Raw genomic sequence first — 21,393 nt, 5'->3', positions numbered from 1 at the left:
GCGTAGAAGGTCGAGAGGATTTTGGCGCAGAACAGTCCATCCGCAACACCCTTCGCGGGTTTCAATCCGATGACCACGAGAAGACGCACGGCCCCGGGCGACATCGCCACCCGGGACCGCTGTACCCCCTGCGTTTAAGGGGCGCGGGGAACTGCGCGCCCAGCCACAGCGGACTCGCAGTCGAAAACCCGACCCGCCGCGCAGCGACTACGCGCAAACAAGCCGGGGCCCACCCCAGTCACCGTGGTCATAGTCGACACCATCACCCGCGTCGGTGACGACGAGCCGCACATCAAGCGCCCCCGTCAGATCGACAGACAACTGCTTCGCAGGGTCCGCCGACGTCATCTTCCCGCTGTCCGCGACAAGCGAGCTGTCCCGCCAGACCTGGAACACCACAGACCCCTTCGTGGTGACCTCGTCGTCCACGCCGACCGCCGTGGTCAGGGAGGAGCAACTCCCGCCCAGGTAATAGGCGACGGAGCTCGCCGCATGCGTACCGAGCCCCTTCGCGTACACCGTGCCGTTGACGGTGAGCGGCGTACCGTCCCCCGCAGCCTGCTCGGCGTTGCTGCGGTCGCGCTCGACCGGCCCCCACCCGTTCGTGGCCGACGACCAGGTCAGGTCACTCAACTCATGCGTACCGGCCGAGGGCCCGGCCCCACAGGCCAGCTTCGCGTCGGCCCAGTCGGCGTGGTCGTAGTTGATGCCGTCGCCGCCGTCCGTGACGACGAGCCGCAGCTTCGTCCCGCCCTTGAGATCGACACTCAAGTGCTTCGCCGGATCGGCGGCGGTCCGTACTCCGCTGTCGGCGACCATCGTCCCGTCGCGCCAGATCTGGAACCGTACGGACCCGCCCTTCGTTGACTCGTCGTCGACGCCCACGTCGACCCCGAGCGAGGAGCAGGCGCCGCCCAGGTAGTAGGAGATGTCGCTGGGCGCGTGCGTGCCGAGGCCCTTGGCGTAGGCCGTGCCGCCGATGGTGAGCGTGCGGCCGTCGCCGGCCGTCTGCTCGCCGTTGCTGCGGTCGCGCTCCACCGGGCCCCAGCCGCCCACCGCCGACGTCCACGGCAGATCGCTCAGCTGGTTCAGGCCGGTCGGCGGCGGCACCGGGCTGCCCGGCGTCACCCGGAACATGACCGTGCCGTGCGCGGGCACCGACGCGCTGATGGCGCTGGTGGTCGTGCTCGTCGCCTTGGACCACAGGTCCTTGAGCGCGTACGACGACGCCCCGCCGATCCCGATGTCCTTCACGGTCGTGGAGACCGTCTTCGTCGAGGTGTTCTCGTTCGTCAGCGTCACCGAACGGCCGCCGTCGGCGAGGGGCTTGGACATCACGACCAGGCCGCCGGAGCTGGAGACGACCGTGCCCTGCTTGCCGAGCGGGTCCTGGTCCACCGCGATCACATCGGTGTTCTTGAGGATGGCGAGCGTCGAGGCGCTCGCGGTGCGCAGATCGCTGCCGATCAGCAGCGGCGCGGCCATCTGCGACCAGAGGCTGAAGTGGGTGCGGTACTCGGTGTCGGTCATCCCGCCGTTGCCGACCTCCAGCATGTCGGGGTCGTTCCAGGCGCCCGGCCCGGCGTACGGCGCGAGCGACTGGTTCTGGTGCGCGATGGAGATCATGCTCGACCAGGAGTCGCTGATGTCGCCGGTGGTCCGCCAGGAGTTGCCGACGGCCGGGGCCCAGGTCCAGGGCTGGTTGGAGCCCCACTCGCAGATGCTGTAGAGGATCGGGCGGCCGGTCGAGCGCGTGGCCGCCGTGAGCGCGTCGCCCATCGCCTTGTAGCGCTGCTTGGCGTCGACGCCGCTGTTGTTGCAGTTGTCGTACTTGAGGTAGTCGACGCCCCAGGAGGCCCACAGGTTGGCGTCCTGCTGCTCGTGGCCGAGCCCGCCGGGGAAGCCCAGGACGTCGCACGTCTTGGTGCCCGCGCTGGAGTAGAGGCCGAACTTCAGGCCCTTGGAGTGCACATAGTCGGCGACGGCCTTGATGCCGTGGGGGAAGCGCACCGGGTCGGGGACGAGGTTGCCGCTCGCGTCCCGGTCGGGCAGCGCCCAGCAGTCGTCGAGGTTGACGTAGGTGTACCCGGCGTCCTTGAGGCCCTGCGAGACGAAGGTGTCGGCGATCCCCTTGACCATCGCCTCGTTGAACTCGGCCCGGCAGTGCGTGGAGTTCCAGTTGTTGAACCCCATCTGCGGGGTCCGGGCGAGGCCGTTGTCGACGGCCGCGGCGGGGGCGGCGGCCGTGGTGGCGAGGGCGACGAGCCCGCCGGCGAGGAGGGGGAGCGAGGCGAGTGCGGCCCCGGCCCGTTTTCTGAACGGCGTTCTGAACGATGACATGTGCGGCTCCGTCGGTGTAGTAGCACGCAATTCAACGAGGTCGAACGAAAACGAACATATCTCAGCGCTGGGGCCTGAACATGTCAAGGGTTTGCGCGGGGGCGCTGGCCGATGCTCCGCGCTCATCGGAGCACGCCCGCGCCCAATTCAACAGTTGTCAATACCCCTTCATGTAAAGGTTGTTGAGTAGTCACGCGGGGCCAATTCTCTACCGGCCGGTAAGGCCTAGGCTCGAAGCATGCGTCGAGCAAAGATCGTCTGTACCCTGGGGCCCGCCACCGACACGTACGACCAGATCAAGGCACTGGTCGAGGCCGGAATGGACGTCGCCCGCTTCAACCTCAGCCACGGCACGTACGCCGACCACGAGGAGCGCTATCAGCGCGTGCGCAAGGCGTCCGACGAAACGGGCCGCAGTGTCGGAGTGCTCGCCGACCTTCAAGGCCCGAAGATCCGTCTCGGACGTTTTCGCGAAGGTCCCGTACTGCTTGAACGCGGCGACGAGTTCACCATCACCGTCGAGGACGTCGAGGGCGACCGCCACACCTGCGGCACCACCTACTCGGGCCTGGCGGACGACGTCACCGTCGGCGAACGCGTCCTCGTCGACGACGGCAAGGTGGCCCTGGAGGTCGTCGGCGTCGACGGCCCGCGCGTGCGTACCCGCGTCGTCGAGGGCGGCATGGTCTCCGACCATAAGGGGCTCAACCTCCCCGGCGTCGCCGTCTCCGTGCCCGCGCTCTCCGAGAAGGACGTCGAGGACCTGCGCTGGGCCCTGCGCACCGGCGCCGACGTCGTCGCGCTCTCCTTCGTCCGCAGCGGCCGCGACATCGACGACGTCCACCGCGTCATGGACGAGGAGGGCCGCCGCGTCCCGGTGATCGCCAAGATCGAGAAGCCGCAGGCCGTCGACAGCATTGACGACATCGTCGCGGCCTTCGACGGAATCATGGTGGCGCGCGGCGACCTGGGTGTCGAAATGCCCCTCGAACTGGTCCCGATCGTGCAGAAGCGAGCGATCAAGCTCGCCAAGCGGAACGCCAAGCCGGTCATCGTGGCCACCCAGATGCTCGACTCGATGATCGACAACTCCCGCCCCACCAGGGCCGAGGCGAGCGACGTGGCCAACGCGGTCATCGACGGCACGGACGCGGTGATGCTCTCCGGCGAGACGAGCGTGGGCAAGTACCCCGTCGAGACCGTCCGTACGATGAGCCGCATCGTCGAGGCGGCCGAGGAGGACGTCCTGGCCAAGGGCCTGCCGCCGCTCACCGAGCGCAGCAAGCCCCGCACCCAGGGCGGCGCGGTGGCCCGCGCGGCGGCCGAGATGGGCGACTTCCTGAACGCCAAGTACCTCGTCGCCTTCACCCAGTCCGGCGACACCGTCAAGCGCCTGTCCCGCTACCGCTCGCCGATCCCGCTGCTCGCCTTCACGCCCGACCCGGCCACCCGCTCCCAGCTCAACCTCACCTGGGGCGTGGAGGCCTTCCTCGGGCCGCACGTGGAGTCGACGGACGCGATGGTCGCCCAGGTCGACGAACAACTCTTGAAGATCGGCCGCTGCGAGCGGGGCGACATCGTGGTCATCACGGCGGGCTCCCCGCCCGGAGTGCCCGGCTCGACCAACCTCGTCCGCGTCCACCACATCGGCGAGGACGACCTCCCCAAGAGCTGAGCGCGTCGCCCGCACCGGCACGCGTCGCCCGCACCGGCACGCGTCGCCCGCACCGGCACGCGTCGCCCACACCGGTACGGGGCCGGGCCGAAGGGATGACCCGACGGCCCGGCCTCGGGGGCCGGGACCGGGGTCCGCCGCCACGCTGACGCCATGTCACATCACCTCAGCGGGCCGAACCTCCGCTCGCCCATGGGCGACGCGCGCCTCGACCTCACCGACGTGTTCGCCTTCACGGTCCCGGGCGGCCGCACCGTCCTCATCATGAACGTCAACCCGATCGCCCCCACCGGCGGCCGGGCCTTCCACCCGGACGCCGTCTACCGCCTCAACATCGACACCGACGGCGACCACCGGGCCGACGTCGCCTACAGCTTCACCTTCTCCGACCCCGCCGACGACGGGGAGCAGACCCTCACCGTCCACCGGGCCACCGGCGCCGAGGCCCGCGCCCACGAGGCCGCCGGCACCCCGCTCTTCACCGACGCGCCCGTCAGCTTCGGCCCCCATCCGCAGGTCACCGAGGCGGGCCAGTACCTCGTCTCGGCCGGGCTGCGCAGCGACCCGTTCTTCGCGGACCTCGACGGCATCGTCAAGGAGTTCCAGTGGACCGGCACCGACTGGGGCGCCGACAAGAACGTCTTCGGCATCGTCCTGGAAGTGCCCGACTCCGAACTCGGCGCCGACCCCACGATCGGCGTCTGGGCCCGCGTCAGCGTCCACCAGAACGGGACGCTGAAGTCGGTCGACCGGGGCGCCCACCCCTCCCTCACGGCGTACTTCAACGCGGAGGAGGTCAAGGACGCCTACAACGCGGGCGAACCGGCCGACGACCGGGACACCTATCTGGCCCCTTGGACAGCGGTCCTCCAGCACACCGGCGGCTACACGGAGGAGTCGGCCGAAGCGGCCCTGCGCACGGTGCTCCCCGACGTCCTGCGCTACGACCGGAGCAGGCCCGCCGCGTACCCCAACGGCCGCACGCTCACGGACGACGTCACTTCGGCCCGGCTGGCCATGGTCTCCGGCGGGAAGATCTCCACGGACCACATCGGTCCGCATACGGACCTGCTCCTGGAGTTCCCCTACCTCGGCACGCCGCACTGAGGCCCCGGGCCCCTGTCGTACGGGCGGGGGCCCTGCTTCGAGAAGGGGTAGGGGGTGACGCGAACCTCAACGGTGCGTGACCATGGATTCGCACGAAAAGTACCCCGGGTCGGATTCGAACCGACGCTGGATGGTGTTTGAGACCATTGCCTCTACCGCTGGGCTACCGGGGCATCCTTGGAACCAAAGGTAGGCGGCTACCCGCCGTGACCACACCTTACCGCAGCTGGGTACGCTCTTGGGAAGCAGTACTTTGCCCCGCAACAAGGAGCCCCCGTGACCGCCCCCGAGTCGCCCCAGCCCGTCGCCGACGACGACCAGTCGCACGTCCCGCCGCTGACGACCCGCGTCGTCATCGCCGAGGACGAGGCCCTCATCCGCCTCGACCTCAAAGAGATGCTCGAAGAAGAGGGCTACGCGGTCGTCGGCGAGGCCGGGGACGGGCAGAGGGCCGTCGAGCTGGCCCGGGAGCACCGCCCCGACCTGGTCATCCTCGATGTGAAGATGCCGGTCCTGGACGGCATCTCGGCCGCCGAGCAGATCGCCAAGGACTCCATCGCGCCCGTCCTGATGCTCACCGCGTTCTCGCAGCGCGACCTGGTGGAGCGGGCCCGGGACGCCGGGGCGATGGCGTACCTGGTGAAGCCGTTCTCCAAGAGCGACGTCGTGCCCGCGATCGAGATGGCGGTGTCCCGGTTCACCGAGCTGAAGGCGCTGGAGCAGGAGGTCGCGGACCTCTCCCAGCGCCTGGAGACGCGCAAGCTCGTCGACCGCGCCAAGTCGATCCTCCAGACGCAGTACGGGCTGTCCGAGCCCGCCGCGTTCCGCTGGATCCAGAAGACGTCGATGGACCGGCGCCTGTCGATGCAGCAGGTCGCGGAGGCGGTCATCGAGGACGCGGAGGAGAAGAAGGCGGCGAAGGGGTAAGGGTAGGCCCGGTCTTTGTCTGCGGGCCGGTGGTGGGTTGCTCGCGCAGTTCCCCGCGCCCCTAAATGCCGTACGGGCCGCGCCACATTTCGTGGCGCGGCCCGTATCCGTAACCCCTGCTAGTCCTCGCCGAGGTACGTCTTGCGGACGTTCTCGTCGTGGAGGAGGTCCTGCCCGGAGCCGGAGAGCTTGATCTCGCCGACCTCCATCACATGGGCGTGGTCCGCCAGGGAGAGTGCGGCCTGGGCGTTCTGCTCGACGAGCAGAATCGTGGTGCCCTGGGCCTTGAGCTCGACGATGGTCTCCATGATCTTCTGCATCATGATCGGGGAGAGGCCCATCGACGGCTCGTCCAGCATCAGCAGCTTGGGCTGGGACATCAGCGCCCGGCCCATCGCGAGCATCTGCTGCTCACCGCCGGAGAGGGTGCCGGCCGCCTGCTTGCGCCGTTCGCCCAGGATGGGGAACAGCTCGTAGGCGCGCTCGATGTCCTTCTCGATGCCCGCCTTGTCGCTCCGCAGAAACGCTCCGAGCTGGAGGTTCTCGGCGATGCTCAGCCGCGGGAAGATATGCCGGCCCTCGGGGGAGTGGGCAAGCCCCAGCGCGACGATCTTGTGCGCGGGGATGTTCGACAGGGGCTTCCCGTCGAAGGTGATCCGGCCGCCGGAGGGCTTGAGGAGCCCCGACAGGGTCCGCAGGGTCGTGGTCTTGCCGGCGCCGTTGGTGCCGATGAGCGTGACGACCTGGCCCGCCTCGACGCTGAAGGAGATCCCCTTGACGGCCTCGATCTTGCCGTAGGCGACGCGGAGGTCTTCGACTTCCAGAAGAGCGGTCACTGGGAGTCTCCTTCGGTACGGGTCTTTCCTGGAGCGTCGGCCTCGGGGGAGGCGGTGTCGGCTTCGGCGGAAGCCTCGGCCTCGGGCGCCGGGGTGGCCTCGGCCTCCGCCTCCTCGGCGGCCGCCGGAGCCTCGTCGGCCGGAGCGACCGGGGCGTCCCCGGCCGCCGCGTCCGCGGCAGCCGCTGCCGCCGCCTCCACCTCCGCGACCTCCTCGCCCCCGGGCGCCCCCTCGAACGGGGTGCCGAGGTACGCCGCGACGACGCGCTCGTCGCCCTGCACCACCTCGGACGTGCCCTCGACGAGCTTCTCGCCCTGGAGCAGCACGGTCACCCGGTCGCACAGGTTGAAGATGAAGCGCATGTCGTGCTCGATGACGAGGACGGCGATGCCCATGTCCCGGATGGCGAAGACCAGTTCCTCGGTGGTCCGGGTCTCCTGCGGGTTCATACCGGCGGTCGGCTCGTCCAGGAGCAGCAGCCCCGGCTCGCTCGCCAGCGCCCGGGCGATCTCCAGCTTGCGCTGCTCGCCGTAGGGCAGATTGCGGGCGAGGTGGTCCGCCTTGTGCTCCAGGCCGATGAACTCCAGGAGTTCCATGGCCCGTTCGCGGGACTTCGCCTCGGCCTTCTTGAAGCCGGGGCCGCGCAGCAGGGCGGACCAGAGGCCCTCCTTGGTGCGGGTGTGCCGCCCGACCAGCACGTTCTCCAGAACGGTCATATTGGCGAAGAGCCGGATGTTCTGGAAGGTGCGCGCGATGCCGGCCTGGGTGACCAGGTGCGGCTTGGGCGGGAGCACGGTCCCCTTGTACGAGACCTTGCCCTCGGTGGGGACGTAGAGCCCCGTGAGGCAGTTGAAGAAGGTGGTCTTGCCGGCGCCGTTGGGGCCGATGAGACCGACGATCTCGCCGCTGTTGACGGTGAGGTCGACATTGCGTACGGCGGTCAGACCGCCGAACCGCATGGTGACGCCGGACGCTTCGAGCACCGGGCTGGGGGCGATGGTGGTGGTCATGATGGTTACGCCTCCGCCTTGGTGACGCCGACGGTGGTGTCCGGAAGCCCCTTTTCGGGCACGTCCAGTTGGCCGGTCTCGTGGAATTCGAGCTGGCTGCGCCGGTTGGCGACGATGCCCTCGGGGCGGAACCGCATCAGCAGGATGAGGGCGACGCCGAAGCCGAAGAGCTCGTACTCCTTGAGGAAGCCCAGCTTCTCGGGGATGAGGTAGAGCAGCGAGGCGCCCAGCAGCGGACCGCTCACCGTGCCCATGCCGCCGAGGACCACGGCCGCGAGCAGGAAGGCCGAGTTGGGCGGAGCGGCGCCGGCGAACTGGAAGGGGCTCGGCACCACGCTGTAGTTGACGTGGGCGAAGACCGTGCCCGCGAGACCGGCGAGCGAGGCACCCAGGGCGAAGGCGATGAGCTTGACCCGGAAGCCGTTGATGCCCATGGCGGTCGCGGCGGTCTCGTCCTCGCGGATGGCGATCCAGGAGCGGCCGATGCGGGAGTTCGCGGCGCGGTTGAAGACGAGCACGATGAGTGCCGTGATCAGCAGCATCAGGAACAGGTAGTTGCCGAAGCGGCCGATGGTGCGTCCGGCGATGTCGTGCGCGGCGCCGAGGTTGAACCCGAAGATCTCCAGGTCGGGGATCTGGGAGATGCCGTTGGGGCCGTTGGTGAGGTTGGGGCCGGAGGCGCCGTCGAGGTTGTTGACGGTGATCCGGAAGATCTCTCCGAAGCCGAGGGTGACGATGGCGAGGTAGTCGCCGCGCAGTCGCAGGGTCGGTGCGCCGATGATGACGCCGAAGACTAGCGACGCTCCCATGCCGATCAGCGCGGCGGCCCAGAACGGGACCTGCACACCGGAGAAGCGGGAGAACTCGGAGCCGGAGACCAGCGCGGCCCCGTAGGCGCCGACGCCGAGGAAGGCCACGTAACCGAGGTCGAGCAGACCGGTGAGGCCGACGACGATGTTGAGGCCGAGGGCGACGGTGCCGAAGATGAGGATGTTGGCGCCGAGGTTGGCGTTGTGGTCCTCGCTCTGGGTGAAGGGGAAGATCACGGCCGCCAGGAAGACCGCGGTGGTCGCGAACCCCTTGTGCTGGACGTTGAGTTCGGTGAACCGCTCGAAGAGCCCGGCGGCGAACAGCGCCATCGAACCGAACAGGACCAGGAGCAGCAGACCGATGAAGGTCTCGCTCTCGTCGTCGTTGACGCCGATGCCGTACGTGAAGACGACCAGGCCGAGCGCGGTGGCCAGCGAGATGATCAGACGCTGGGCCCAGCTGGGCAGCGGCGCGGCCGCCGGGATGCCGTCGGGCTTGGAGATGTGGTCGCGCAGCGAGCGGCCCGGGTGGGGCAGCGCGAGCGCGCCGACGACCGGCAGCAGGGACGAGACGGCCGCGACGAACGCGCCCGGCTCCAGGTTGGCCAGGCCGCCCAGGTCGTACGAGATGGCGATCGCGGTGTACCAGACGACCGCGAACGCGGAGAACGCGGCGAGGAGCACCGGGTTGTTGGTGCCGCCCGGGTTGAGCCAGCCCAGGCCGCGGATGCCCTGGCCCGCGAGGGCGTAGAGCAGGGTGAGCGCTCCGGCGACCAGGGCGAGGGTCTGGAGCCCGGCCGGGTAGCCGGTGACGGTGAGGTCACCGGGGAACTCGGAGTCCCAGGTCCAGGCGAGGAAGGTGGAGGCGATGGTGGCGACGGCGCCGACCGCGATGAGCAGCCGGGCGACGGGCGCCGGCAGCGGGACGATGCCGCGCGGCTCGGCCGCGGGGGCGACGGTCTTGGTGGTGCTGGTGGTCATGTCGATCACGCCCTGTCCGCGACGCGTTCGCCCACCAGGCCTTGTGGCCTGAAGAGCAGGACGAGGATGAGGAGGACGAACGCCCAGACGTTGGCCCAGCCCGAGCCGCCGAGCTGCTGCATCCCGGGGACGTCGGCGATGTACGCGCTGGCCATGGTCTCGGCGAGGCCGAGGACCACACCGCCGATCATGGCGCCGTAGATGTTGCCGATGCCGCCGAGGACGGCGGCGGTGAACGCCTTGAGACCGGCCTGGAAGCCCATCTCGTACTTGATGGAGCCGTACTTCAGGCCCCAGGCGATGCCCGCGACGGCGGCGAAGAGGCCGCCGATGGCGAAGGCGATCATGATGATGCGGTTGGTGTCGATGCCCATCAGCTGCGCGGTGTCCGGGTCCTGCGCGGTGGCCTGCATGGCGCGGCCGGTGCGCGAGGAGCGGACGAACAGGGCGAGCGCGGCCATACAGAGCGGGGCGGCGGTGATCAGGAAGATGTCGCCGCTGCCGAAGGAGACCGAACCGATGCTGAAGGGTCCGCCGGGGAGCTGCGGGAAGACCTCGTCGTTCTTGGCGTTCGGGTACCAGTTGAAGACCGCCTGCTGGAGCGCGAGCGAGAGGCCGATCGCGGTGATCAGTGGCGCCAGGCGTGGCGCGCCGCGCAGTGGTCGGTAGGCGAAGCGTTCCGCTCCCAGTGCGATGAGCACGGAGACGAGTGCGCCGCCGATGAGCATCAGGGGGAGGGCTATCCACATGGATATGCCGTCGGGCAGCACGTAGAGGTAGACCGTGAGTCCGCCGAAGGCGCCGGTCATGAAGATCTCGCCGTGGGCGAAGTTGATGAGCTGGACGATGCCGTACACCATCGTGTAGCCGATGGCGATCAGCCCGTACATCGAGCCGAGGAGCAGCCCGTTGGCCAGCTGTTGCGGCAGAGTGTGCACCGCATGGCCTCCATGTGGATGGGGAGTGAGTGCAGGGGAGTAGACGTCGGGCCGCGCGGTCGGACGGTTGTCGTGGCCGCGCGGCCCTGTTGTCGTGCGGTGGTGCGGTGGAACGGGTGGTACGGGGCTGGATCAGCCGGCGTTGTACGTGCCGCTCTTGACGGCCTTCCACTTGCCGTTGGTGACCTGGTAGACGGTCAGCTGCTTGTTGGTGGTGTCACCGAACTCGTCGAAGGCGACCTTGCCGGCGATGCCGTCGAACTGGGCCTTCTGGACCTCGGCGACGATCTGCTGGCGGGCGTCGGCCGGGACCTTGCCGTCCTTCACCACGTTGCCGACGGCCTTGATGATCGCGGTGGCCGCGTCGTACGAGTAGCCGCCGTAGGTGCCGTAGTCGCCCGGGTACTTCTTGTCCTTGTACTTCTGGATGAAGTCCTTGGCGGCGTCCAGGGTGTCGACCGGCACGCCGACCGAGGTGGCGAGGTCGCCCTCGCCCGCCTTGCCGGCGGTGGTGATGAAGGTGTCGCTGTAGATGCCGTCACCGCCGAAGAGCGGGAGCTTGGCGCCCGAGTCCTTGAGCTGCTTGGTGACGATCTGCGCCTCGTCGTACTGACCGCCGTAGTAGACGAGGTCGGCACCCGAGTTCTTGATCTTGGTGACGAGGGTGGCGAAGTCCTTGTCGCCCACGTTGACGTGGTCCTCGCCGGCGACCTTGCCGCCCGCCTTGGTGAAGCCCTGCTTGAAGAGCGCGGCGAGACCGGCGCCGTAGGTCTGCTTGTCGTCGACGACGAAGACGCTCTTCTTCTTCAGGGTGTTGAACGCGTAGTCCGCGGCGAAACCGCCCTGGATGGCGTCGGTGGTGGCGGTACGGAAGTAGGTCTTGAACGGGCGGGTCTTGTTCCCGGCCGCCCAGTCCTTGCCCTGGGTCAGGGTGGGGTTGGTGTTCGAGGGGGAGATCTCGACGAGGTTGGCCGTCGCGAAGACCTGCTGCATCGTCTGGGCGACGCCGGAGTTCAGCGGGCCGACCACACCGAGGACGTCCTTGTTGGCGACGAGCGCGGTGGCGTTCTGCTGGCCGCTCGGCGGCAGCGCCTTGTCGTCGAGCGCCTTGACCACGAATTTGACGCCCGGGACCAGGTTCTTCGCGTTGGCGTCGTCGACGGCGATCTGCACGCCGTACTGGATGCCGAGGCCGGTGGCGGAGTTCTGGCCGGTCAGGGGTGCGTCCACACCGATGACCACGGTCGTCTTCTTGCCGCCGCTGTCGCCGTCGTCCTTCTTGTCGCGCGAACCGCACGCGGTGAGGGTGAGCGCCCCCGTGGTGAGCACGGTGGTGAGTATGAGCAAGGAACGGTGTCGCACGATATGTCCTCTCCCTGGCGCGACGCCTCCGCTGAGGCGCCGTGTGACTCGCCGGGCCGTACTGGGGGTGGTGCAGGTGCCGTGCAGCAGACGCGCCCGGCGGCGCGGTGACTGGCCGTGACTCTAGGCGCGGTTGCTGAGTCCGGGACCAGGGAAGGTCAGGATGTGACTTTCTTGTTATGACGAGCGGACACGCCGAGGGGAGCTCTGTGGACAGATGGGGGCATTGGTGAGCCCGAAGAGCGCCCACATGCTGAGAATTCCCAGTTCCGCTAAGGGGCTTGAGCTGATCTTGCTACTGACAGAGGGGTCTGTCGGGGGTAGCGGCCCCACCTGCGGTGATGTCCGTGGAGGGGATTTCGGTGATGATCTTGTGAATGCGGACCGGAGGCGCGGATCCCGTTTATCCATTTCGCCCGAGTTACGGAGCGTTACGATCGGGAGTGGCCGGAAGGTTGGTATGGACCCGGTACGGACCTAGTGCCGACCACCTCCCATCGCTCCGCGCCGTGCGGTGCACTCCTGCCGGGCCTGACGACCTATCAGCTGGAGCGCGGCCTCGGTGCCGCGCGCACGCTGCTCGGCGCGGGCGGCCGCGACGACCCGGTCGTGGATGGAGTGCTGGTCGATCGAGAACCCCTTCTGCTCCCAGTCGAGGCCCGACCAGGGGTTGCCCTGGATCATGGCCCGCCCCCAGTACTCGACCAGCCGCCGGCAGTCCTCCTCCGGAGTGGTGGTCGAGGGCGCCGGGACAGGGGTGGCGTGGGATGCGGCGCGCTTGCCACCGCCACACCCGACGACCGCCACGGCGACGATCAGCGCGCAGGCAACGATCCGGAGCGAGCGGTACCGCGCCGCGGCACGGTGACCGGTTCCCGATGGGCTGGCCATGACGGGAACGGTAGGGGGTCACGATCGGTGACACAACTGGGGTGAGGGGGAAGGGGGTTGGGGGGTTGGCCCGGGCCCGGGCCCGTGTTCGGCTGCGGGTCGTCTGTGGCTGGTCGCGCAGTTCCCCACGCGCCTTTTTGGCCCGGTGTTTGTCTGCGGGCCGGTGGGGGCTGGCCGCGCAGTTCCCCGCGCCCCTTAGGGGGATGGGGTGCGGCCACGATGCGAGGCCCGGCGGCGGGAAATTCAGCCCCTCCGGCTTGGAGCCGGGGCCCGGGCAAATTCAGCCCCTCCGGCGTTTGAGGAGCGGGGTTCGGGGCGGAGCCCCGAGAGCGGGGACCTGGGGCCGCGTCCCCAGGTAGCCCACCCACCCCCGAGCCGGGGTCCGGGGCGGAGCCCCGTAGCGGGGGCGGGGGCGCAGCCCCGGCGGGGGTATCGGGGGCGGAGCCCCCGCGCAGGGCAGCGGGCTTCGCCCGCAGCAACCCACCCACCCGGCAGCGGGGGCAGGGGCGGAGCCCCAGCGGGGGGTACGGGGGGCGGAGCCCCCGTGGGCGGGGTGCAGGGGCCGCAGGCCCCGCGAGAGGGGTGCAGGGGGCGGAGCCCCCGCCCGGGGTCCGGGGGCGCAGCCCCCGGGAAACCCCACCTTCACCCCCTCCCACCCCCGGAGGGTTTAGGGAAGGGGCGGGGTGGGGCCCCATCAGCCCTTCGGCGCCTCCGCGTCCCGCAGCAGACACGTCAGCCGCGCAGTACAGACCCGCTTGTCCTGCTCATCCGTGATCACGACCTCGTACGTCGCCGTAGAGCGCCCCCGATGCACAGGCGTGGCCACCCCGGTGACCAGCCCACTGCGCACCCCCCGGTGATGCGTGCAGTTCAGATCGACCCCCACCGCGATCTTGGAGATCCCCCCGTGCAGCATCGACCCGATCGACCCGAGCGTCTCGGCGAGCACCGCCGACGCACCCCCGTGCAGCAGCCCGTACGGCTGGGTGTTCCCCTCGACCGGCATCGTGCCGACGACGCGCTCCGCCGACGCCTCCAGGATCTGCACGCCCATCCGGATGCCGAGGTGCCCCGCGGAGAACAGCGCGGGCAGGTCGATGCCCAGCGCCGCGTACTCGTCGATGACCTCCTGCGGGAACTTCACCTTGCTCTGCTCACCCATGGGTGGGACTCCGATCGTGGTCCGGTTCCATCTGGCTGTTCGGCCGGCGACGGCCCGCGCGGCCGACCTGTCTGAGCGAACGCTTAGACGGTCGCCGATTGTTCCAGACGTACGATCACGGACTTGCTGGCAGGGGTGTTGCTGGTGTCCGCCGTGGAGTCCAGCGGCACCAGGACGTTGGTCTCCGGGTAGTACGCCGCCGCGCACCCCCGGGTCGTCGGGTAGTACACGACGCGGAAACCGGGCGCCCGCCGGTCCACGCCGTCCTTCCACTCGCTCACCAGATCCGTGTACGAACCGTCCGCGAACCCCAGCTCGCGCGCGTCCTCGGGGTTCACGAGCACCACCCGGCGGCCGCCCTTGATGCCCCGGTACCGGTCGTCCAGGCCGTAGATCGTGGTGTTGTACTGGTCGTGCGAGCGCAGGGTCTGGAGCAGCAGTCGGCCCTCGGGCACCGTCGGATACTCCACCGGCGCGGCCGTGAAGTTGGCCTTGCCGGTCGCGGTGGGGAAGCGGCGCTCGTCGCGCGGCGCGTGCGGCAGCCGGAAGCCGCCGGGCTTCGCCACGCGCGCGTTGAAGTCCTCGAAGCCGGGGACCACGCGCGCGATGCGGTCGCGGATCGTCGCGTAGTCCTTCTCGAACTCCTCCCAGTCCACCGTGGAGTCGGTGCCGAGCGTGGCGCGCGCGAGGCGGGCGACGATGGCGGGCTCGGAGAGCAGATGCGGGCTCGCGGGCTTGAGGTTGCCGCGCGAGGAGTGCACCAGCCCCATCGAGTCCTCGACGGTCACGAACTGCACTGTGTCCTTTTTGCCGAGTGTGCTCTTGCGGACGTCCTTGTCGGTGCGCCCGAGCGTCGGCAGGATCAGCGCACGGCGGCCGGTGACCGCATGCGAACGGTTGAGCTTGGTCGACACATGGACGGTGAGCGAGGCGCGGCGCATCGCGGCCTCGGTGACCTCGGTGTCGGGCGTGGCCCCCACGAAGTTGCCGCCCATCGCGAAGAACACCTTCGCCTTGCCGTCGCGCAGCGCCTCGATGGAGCGGACCACGTCATAGCCGTGGTGGCGCGGCGGCGCGAAGCCGAACTCCTTCTCCAGGGCGTCGAGGAACGCGGGCGCGGGCCGCTCGAAGATGCCCATGGTGCGGTCGCCCTGCACGTTCGAATGGCCGCGCACCGGGCAGACCCCCGCGCCGGTGCGGCCGATGTTGCCGCGCAGCAGAAGGAAGTTGACCACTTCCCGGATCGTCGCCACCGCGTGCTTGTGCTGGGTCAGGCCCATCGCCCAGCAGACGATGGTGCGCCTGGAGGCGAGCGCCATGGACAGCGCCTGCTCGATCTCCGCGCGCGTGAGCCCGGTCGCGGCCAGCGTCTCGTCCCAGTCGGCCGCCCGGGCCGCCGCGGCGAACTCCTCGTACCCATGGGTGTGTTCGCGGACGAACAGCTCGTCGACACCCCCCTCGGTCTCCACGATCAGCTTGTTGAGCAGGCGGAACAGGGCCTGGTCGCCGCCGATGCGGATCTGGAGGAACAGGTCGTTGAGCGCTTGGCCGCCGAGCGCGAGGCCCTTGGCGGTCTGCGGGTTCTTGAAGCGCTCCATGCCCGCCTCGGGCAGCGGGTTCACCGAGATGATCTTCGCGCCCGCCGCCTTGGCCTGCTCCAGGGCCGAGAGCATCCGGGGGTGGTTCGTGCCCGGGTTCTGCCCGGCGACGATGATCAGGTCGGCCTGGTGCATGTCTTCCAGGGAGACGCTGCCCTTGCCGATGCCGATGGTCTCGGTGAGCGCCGAGCCGGACGACTCGTGGCACATGTTGGAGCAGTCCGGCAGATTGTTGGTGCCGAACTCGCGCGCGAAGAGCTGGAGCAGGAACGCGGCCTCGTTGCTGGTGCGTCCCGATGTGTAGAAGAGCGCCTCGTCGGGTGAGTCCAGCGCCTTCAGCTCGGCCGCGATGATCTCGAACGCCCGCTCCCAGGTCACCGCCTCGTACCGGTCGGCGCCCTCCGGCAGATACATGGGCTGGGTGATCCGGCCCTGCTGGCCCAGCCAGTACCCACTGCGGCCCGCGAGGTCGGCGAGGGGGTGCGCGGCGAAGAAGTCGGGGGTGACGCGGCGCAGCGTCGCCTCCTCGGCGACCGCCTTCGCCCCGTTCTCACAGAACTCCGCGACGTGCCGCTTGTCGCCCTCCGGCCAGGCGCACCCCGGACAGTCGAAGCCGTCCTTCTGGTTGACCTTCAGCAGCGTCCGCGTGGCCCGGGCCACGCCCATCTGCTGCTGGGCCACCAGCGCCGTGTACCCGATGGCGGTGAGCCCGGCGGCGGCGTGCTTGGGCGGCGCGACCTGCGGCGCGTCCTGAACCGGGTCCCCATCGGGCGGCTTGGTGGCCATGGCGCTCCCCTTCGAGCGACGTGTGCGATACGTACGGTTCCGATCCTGTCACGGACCACTGACAGCCGTCCCGGCGCGGTCCCCGCCGCACACTGGCCGGGATTGTCAGTGGGGCGTGGCAGGATCGGGGACGTGGCTGAGACAGCATCGAAGAAGACCCCAGACAACCGACCGCGCCTGCTCCTCATGGACGGGCACTCCCTGGCGTACCGGGCGTTCTTCGCGCTGCCCGCGGAGAACTTCACGACCGGCGCAGGTCAGCCGACCAACGCCGTGTACGGCTTCGCGTCGATGCTGGCGAACACGCTGCGTGACGAGGCGCCCACGCACTTCGCGGTGGCGTTCGACGTGTCGCGCAAGACCTGGCGCTCCGAGGAGTTCCCGGAATACAAGGCGAACCGCTCCAAGACCCCCGACGAGTTCAAGGGCCAGGTCGAGCTGATCGGCGAGCTCCTGGACGCGATGAACGCACCGCGCTTCGCGACCGAGGGCTTCGAGGCCGACGACATCATCGCGACGCTCGCCACCCAGGCCGAGGCCGAGGGCTTCGAGGTCCTCATCGTCACCGGCGACCGCGACTCCTTCCAGCTCGTCTCCCCGAGCGTGACGGTGCTCTACCCCACCAAGGGCGTCTCCGAGCTGACCCGCTTCACCCCGGAGAAGGTCGAGGAGAAGTACGGCCTGACCCCGCAGCAGTACCCGGACTTCGCGGCCCTGCGCGGCGACCCGTCCGACAACCTGCCCGGCATTCCCGGCGTGGGCGAGAAGACCGCCGCGAAGTGGATCAACCAGTTCGGCTCCTTCGAGCAGCTGGTCGCGCGCGCCGACGAGGTCAAGGGCAAGGCCGGGCAGAACTTCAGGGACCATCTGGAGTCCGTCAGCCTCAACCGCCGCCTCACCGAGATGGTGCGCGACGTGGAACTGGCCAAGACCCCGGCCGACCTGGAGCGCGCGCCGTACGACAGGACGGCGCTGATCGGCGTCCTGGACGTGCTGGAGATCCGCAACGCGTCGCTGCGCGAGCGGCTGCTCGCGGTCGACCCGGGCGCGGGCGAGGAGGAGGCCCCGGCCCCCGCCGCCGGCGTGGAGCTGGACGGCGCGGTGCTGAGCGCGGGCGAGCTCGCCCCCTGGCTCGCCGAGCACGGCTCCGGGCCGCTGGGCCTGGCCACCGTCGACGCCTGGGCGCTCGGCACGGGCAGCGTCAGCGAGATCGCGCTGGCCACCGCCGACGGCCCCGCGGCCTGGTTCGACCCCTCCGAACTCGACGAGGCGGACGAGCGCGCCTTCGCCGCCTGGATCGCGGACGCCGCCAAGCCGAAGGTCCTGCACAACGCGAAGGCCACGATGCGGGTCTTCCCCGAGCACGGCTGGAGCGTCGACGGCGTCGCCATGGACACGGCGCTCGCCGCGTACCTGGTCAAGCCCGGCCGCCGCTCCTTCGCCCTGGACGCGCTGTCCGTGGAGTACCTGGGCCGCGAGCTCGCCCCGGCGGCCGCCGACGGCCAGCTCGCCTTCGGCGCCGACGACCAGGCCGAGGCCGAGGCCCTGATGACCCAGGCGCGCGCGGTCCTGGACCTGGGCGACGCCTTCACCGAGCGCCTCAAGGAGGTCGGTGCGACCGACCTGCTCCACGACGTGGAGCTGCCCACCTCGACCCTCCTCGCCAAGATGGAGCGGTACGGCATCGCGGCCGACCGCCCCCATCTGGAGGCGATGGAGCAGCAGTTCGCGGGCGCGGTGCAGCAGGCGGTGAAGGAGGCGCACGCCTCGGTGGGCCACGAGTTCAACCTCGGCTCGCCCAAGCAGCTCCAGGAAGTCCTCTTCGGCGAGCTCGCCCTGCCCAAGACCAAGAAGACCAAGACGGGCTACACGACGGACGCGGACGCGCTGGCGTGGCTGGCCGCCCAGACCGAGCACGAGCTGCCGGTCATCATGCTGCGCCACCGCGAGCAGGCGAAGCTGCGGGTCACCGTCGAGGGTCTGATCAAGACCGTCGCGGCGGACGGCCGTATCCACACCACCTTCAACCAGACGGTCGCGGCGACCGGCCGCCTCTCGTCGACCGACCCCAACCTCCAGAACATCCCGGTGCGTACGGACGAGGGCCGCGCCATCCGCCGCGGCTTCGTGGTCGGCGAGGGCTTCGAGTCGCTGCTCACCGCCGACTACAGCCAGATCGAGCTCCGGGTGATGGCCCACCTCTCGGAGGACGAGGGCCTGATCGAGGCCTTCGCCTCGGGCGAGGACCTGCACACGACGGTGGCGTCCCAGGTCTTCGGCGTCGACAAGACCCAGGTCGACCCGGAGATGCGCCGCAAGATCAAGGCCATGTCGTACGGCCTGGCCTACGGCCTCTCGGCGTTCGGCCTCTCCCAGCAGCTGAACATCGAGGCAGCCGAGGCGCGCGGCCTGATGGACACGTTCTTCGAACGCTTCGGCGGCGTACGGGACTACCTCCAGCGCGTGGTGGAGGAGGCCAGGGCGACCGGTTACACGGAGACGATGCTCGGCCGCCGCCGCTATCTGCCGGACCTCAACAGCGACAACCGCCAGCGCCGCGAGATGGCCGAGCGGATGGCGCTCAACGCCCCGATCCAGGGCACGGCGGCGGACATCGTCAAGGTCGCCATGCTCAAGGTGGACCGCGCCCTGGCCGAGGCGGGCCTGGGCTCCCGTCTGCTGCTCCAGGTCCACGACGAAATCGTCCTGGAGATCGCGCCGGGCGAGCGCGAGAAGGTCGAGGCCCTGGTCCGCCGGGAGATGGCCTCGGCGGTGTCCCTGCGCGCCCCGCTGGACGTGTCGGTGGGCGCGGGCGCGGACTGGGAGTCCGCCGCGCACTGACCACCGGCCCGGACCACCGGGCCCACGAGGACCTGCCCGCCGAGTGCCATACCCGGCGGGCAGACCCTTGTGCGGTAGGGGGAGCCGATTCTCCGCCATATCTGGGAAGCCGCCGGGTGACGAAGCGGTGAAAAGGTGAATAAGGGTCAGGGGACGGTGTCGCCGCACCCGGTAGGTCCGTTAGGGTCACCTGAGGCCCAGGTCCGGTCGTCAAGGTGCCGCCTGCCGCGCGGCGTCCGGCACGCACGCTCGCGGCGTTGCCGAAACGCTCTGGTAGCTCCGCTACAAGGGCCTTCCGGCGCCTTGCGATCGCACGCACCAGACGCCGCGCGGCACGCCCTTCGGGCGAACGACGGCACCTTGACGACCGGACCTGCGCTGGGGAGCGTGAACTGCTGACCATGGGGAGGGGCTGGACGTATGGCACCGCAGATCGGGCGACGGCTGCGCAGGGGAGCGACCACGACCGCTGTGGCCGCGGTGGCGGTGGCGGCGCTCTCCGCCTCCCAGGGACCGGGCGTCCTGGCCAACGGCCCGGCGGGTGAACACGCGGCGTCCGGCACCCCGACGCCTCCCCCCGGAGCCCCCGCCAGCGGCAACTCGCCGTACTACACGGACCTCCCGCCCCTCGTCTCCCCGAACCCGCCGCCGGGCGCCCCGACCACCGGCTCGCCCGTCATCGGCGCGGACCTGCAGGGCATACCCGCTACCCTCCTCGACGCGTACAAGAAGGCCGAGGCCGAGGTCGCCCGCGACCGGGCCTCCTGCCACCTCCCCTGGCAGATACTCGCGGCCATCGGCAAGGTCGAGTCCGGCCAGGCCAACGGCGGCCGCGTCGACGCCAACGGCACGACCCTCACCCCGATCCTGGGCCCGGTCCTCAACGGCGTCGGCTTCGAGAACATCACCGACACCGACGGCGGCTCCTACGACGGCGACAGGGTCCACGACCGCGCCGTCGGCCCCATGCAGTTCATCCCCTCCACCTGGGCGAGCTCCGGCCGCGACGGCAACGGCGACGGCCGCAAGGACCCCAACAACGTCTACGACGCCTCGCTCGCCGCCGCCTACTACCTCTGCGGCAGCCGCGACCTCGCCGTCCAGTCCGACCTGGACAAGGCGGTGCTCAGCTACAACCACTCGCAGGAGTACCTGAGCACGGTCCTGTCGTGGTTCGCCTACTACAAGCGCGGCTCGCACGAGGTCCCGAACGGTACGGGCGTGCTGCCGGGCAACCGCAGCGACACCCCCGGCCGCCGGCCCTCCGGCACGGTCCCGACCCCGCACCCGTCGACCCCCGGCCCGACGCCGAAGCCCACCCCGTCCAAGCCGGGCCCGACGCCGACGCGCCCGGAGCCCTCCAAGCCCACCCCGAGCGACCCCGGCTCGCCCAGGCCGCTGCCGTCGAAGAAGGCGAGCACGTTCGAGGACGCGGCCACCGCGCCCCTGACGGCCACCGCGGGCTCCTCGTTCGCCGGGCAGCCCAAGGTGCGCGTCAAGGACCAGTTCGGCCGGCCGATGGGCAAGGCGACCGTCCGCTTCCAGGTCATCGGCGCCACCGACGCCCGCTTCCCGGGCGGCGCCACCCAGGTCACGGTCACCACCGGCGCCGACGGCCGCGCCACCGCCCCCGCACTGCTGGCGGGCGAGCAGACCGGCAACTTCACCGTCCGGGCCACCGTCGTCGGCACCACCCTGCCCGAGATCAAGTGGACCGCCACCGTCAACGCCCGCCAGGCGGACGCCCTGGCGCGCACCGACACCAAGGAGCTGACGGCCGCCCCCGGCGCCGAGTTCGCCAACTACGTGGAGGTCAAGGCCACGTACAAGGGAGCCGTCGTCCCCGGCATCGCCGTCGCCGCCGCGATGATCGTCACCCCGGAGGCGCCCGCCACCGGCACCGCGGCCGCCGACCCCAAGGTCAACGACAAGGGCCCCTACTTCAAGGACGACAAGGGCAACCCGATCCGGTCCCTGAAGGATCTGAAGACCGACGCCCACGGTGTGCTGCGTCTTCCCAAGATCTACGCGGACGGCCAGACCGGCACCTTCGTGCTCCGCCTCACCACCCCGGGCGGCGCCACCCTCGACATCCAGCTCAAGGTCGCCTGACCGCCTCCCCTCCCGCGG

At 70.1% G+C, this 21,393-nt stretch carries 14 protein-coding genes and 1 tRNA gene; 5 read left to right on the top strand and 10 right to left on the bottom strand.

Annotated elements, in window-relative coordinates; all coding sequences use genetic code 11:
• Positions 1 to 207 precede the first annotated feature (207 nt).
• Positions 208 to 2,340 (bottom strand): NPCBM/NEW2 domain-containing protein, encoded by a 2,133-nt coding sequence (locus tag OG965_RS12675; protein WP_371652107.1) that lies wholly within the window; start codon positions 2,338 to 2,340, stop codon positions 208 to 210.
• 238 nt (positions 2,341 to 2,578) lie between these two features.
• On the opposite strand from OG965_RS12675, the gene pyk reads away from it, so the two are divergent.
• A complete protein-coding gene (gene pyk / locus OG965_RS12670) occupies positions 2,579 to 4,015 on the top strand; it encodes a pyruvate kinase (protein WP_371652106.1) in 1,437 nt (478 codons plus the stop codon).
• 153 nt (positions 4,016 to 4,168) lie between these two features.
• Positions 4,169 to 5,122: a DUF4331 family protein gene (locus OG965_RS12665; RefSeq protein WP_371652105.1), complete on the top strand. Its 954-nt coding sequence runs from the start codon at positions 4,169 to 4,171 to the stop codon at positions 5,120 to 5,122.
• Between the two features lie 100 nt (positions 5,123 to 5,222).
• Here the strand turns inward: OG965_RS12665 and OG965_RS12660 are convergent.
• Positions 5,223 to 5,295: transfer RNA gene (locus OG965_RS12660), tRNA-Leu, on the bottom strand.
• Positions 5,296 to 5,398: 103 nt separating this feature from the next.
• On the opposite strand from OG965_RS12660, the gene OG965_RS12655 reads away from it, so the two are divergent.
• Positions 5,399 to 6,049 carry an ANTAR domain-containing response regulator gene (locus OG965_RS12655; protein ID WP_371652104.1) on the top strand — a complete coding sequence of 217 codons (651 nt, stop codon included), beginning with the start codon at positions 5,399 to 5,401 and terminating at the stop codon, positions 6,047 to 6,049.
• A gap of 119 nt (positions 6,050 to 6,168) precedes the next feature.
• Here the strand turns inward: OG965_RS12655 and OG965_RS12650 are convergent, their stop codons facing one another.
• The 8 genes from OG965_RS12650 to OG965_RS12615 form a co-directional block, all read right to left on the bottom strand.
• Positions 6,169 to 6,885 (bottom strand): ABC transporter ATP-binding protein, encoded by a 717-nt coding sequence (locus OG965_RS12650; protein ID WP_371652102.1) that lies wholly within the window; start codon positions 6,883 to 6,885, stop codon positions 6,169 to 6,171.
• On the bottom strand, positions 6,882 to 7,895 hold the full coding sequence (locus OG965_RS12645) for an ABC transporter ATP-binding protein (protein WP_371652101.1): 1,014 nt from the start codon (positions 7,893 to 7,895) through the stop codon (positions 6,882 to 6,884). Before OG965_RS12645 ends, OG965_RS12650 begins: the two co-directional genes overlap by 4 nt.
• Before the next feature lie 5 nt (positions 7,896 to 7,900).
• On the bottom strand, positions 7,901 to 9,685 hold the full coding sequence (locus OG965_RS12640) for a branched-chain amino acid ABC transporter permease (protein ID WP_371652100.1): 1,785 nt from the start codon (positions 9,683 to 9,685) through the stop codon (positions 7,901 to 7,903).
• A gap of 5 nt (positions 9,686 to 9,690) precedes the next feature.
• Positions 9,691 to 10,623 (bottom strand): branched-chain amino acid ABC transporter permease, encoded by a 933-nt coding sequence (locus OG965_RS12635; RefSeq protein ID WP_371652099.1) that lies wholly within the window; start codon positions 10,621 to 10,623, stop codon positions 9,691 to 9,693.
• A 132-nt stretch (positions 10,624 to 10,755) separates the two neighbouring features.
• Positions 10,756 to 11,985 (bottom strand): branched-chain amino acid ABC transporter substrate-binding protein, encoded by a 1,230-nt coding sequence (locus tag OG965_RS12630; RefSeq protein ID WP_371652098.1) that lies wholly within the window; start codon positions 11,983 to 11,985, stop codon positions 10,756 to 10,758.
• A 477-nt stretch (positions 11,986 to 12,462) separates the two neighbouring features.
• A complete protein-coding gene (locus tag OG965_RS12625) occupies positions 12,463 to 12,876 on the bottom strand; it encodes a hypothetical protein (RefSeq protein ID WP_371652097.1) in 414 nt (137 codons plus the stop codon).
• 694 nt (positions 12,877 to 13,570) lie between these two features.
• On the bottom strand, positions 13,571 to 14,038 hold the full coding sequence (locus OG965_RS12620; protein WP_371652096.1) for a PaaI family thioesterase: 468 nt from the start codon (positions 14,036 to 14,038) through the stop codon (positions 13,571 to 13,573).
• A gap of 83 nt (positions 14,039 to 14,121) precedes the next feature.
• Positions 14,122 to 16,422: an FdhF/YdeP family oxidoreductase gene (locus OG965_RS12615; RefSeq protein ID WP_371652095.1), complete on the bottom strand. Its 2,301-nt coding sequence runs from the start codon at positions 16,420 to 16,422 to the stop codon at positions 14,122 to 14,124.
• Between the two features lie 132 nt (positions 16,423 to 16,554).
• Between OG965_RS12615 and polA the strand changes: the two genes are divergently transcribed.
• Together polA and OG965_RS12605 are read left to right on the top strand one after the other, a co-directional pair.
• Entirely contained in the window at positions 16,555 to 19,263 is a 2,709-nt protein-coding gene (polA, locus tag OG965_RS12610) for a DNA polymerase I (RefSeq protein ID WP_371652094.1), read from the top strand.
• Positions 19,264 to 19,683: 420 nt separating this feature from the next.
• Complete coding sequence (locus OG965_RS12605; protein WP_371652093.1) at positions 19,684 to 21,375, top strand: lytic murein transglycosylase; 1,692 nt, start codon at positions 19,684 to 19,686, stop codon at positions 21,373 to 21,375.
• Positions 21,376 to 21,393: the final 18 nt, after the last annotated feature.

The sequence above is a fragment of the Streptomyces sp. NBC_00224 genome (assembly GCF_041435195.1).
In the GTDB taxonomy this organism is placed as follows: Bacteria; Actinomycetota; Actinomycetes; order Streptomycetales; family Streptomycetaceae; genus Streptomyces.
Note: the sequence above shows the minus strand (reverse complement) of the source record. Positions and strands in the feature narration are given on the sequence as shown.

What these genes read in the sequence shown, in the direction of transcription:
- OG965_RS12675 (WP_371652107.1), bottom strand. Translation starts at nt 2,340, where the DNA reads ATGTCATCGTTCAGAACGCCGTTCAGAAAACGGGCCGGGGCCGCACTC.
- pyk (WP_371652106.1), top strand. Translation starts at nt 2,579, where the DNA reads ATGCGTCGAGCAAAGATCGTCTGTACCCTGGGGCCCGCCACCGACACG.
- OG965_RS12665 (WP_371652105.1), top strand. Translation starts at nt 4,169, where the DNA reads ATGTCACATCACCTCAGCGGGCCGAACCTCCGCTCGCCCATGGGCGAC.
- OG965_RS12645 (WP_371652101.1), bottom strand. Translation starts at nt 7,895, where the DNA reads ATGACCACCACCATCGCCCCCAGCCCGGTGCTCGAAGCGTCCGGCGTC.
- OG965_RS12640 (WP_371652100.1), bottom strand. Translation starts at nt 9,685, where the DNA reads ATGACCACCAGCACCACCAAGACCGTCGCCCCCGCGGCCGAGCCGCGC.
- OG965_RS12625 (WP_371652097.1), bottom strand. Translation starts at nt 12,876, where the DNA reads ATGGCCAGCCCATCGGGAACCGGTCACCGTGCCGCGGCGCGGTACCGC.
- OG965_RS12620 (WP_371652096.1), bottom strand. Translation starts at nt 14,038, where the DNA reads ATGGGTGAGCAGAGCAAGGTGAAGTTCCCGCAGGAGGTCATCGACGAG.
- OG965_RS12615 (WP_371652095.1), bottom strand. Translation starts at nt 16,422, where the DNA reads ATGGCCACCAAGCCGCCCGATGGGGACCCGGTTCAGGACGCGCCGCAG.
- OG965_RS12605 (WP_371652093.1), top strand. Translation starts at nt 19,684, where the DNA reads ATGGCACCGCAGATCGGGCGACGGCTGCGCAGGGGAGCGACCACGACC.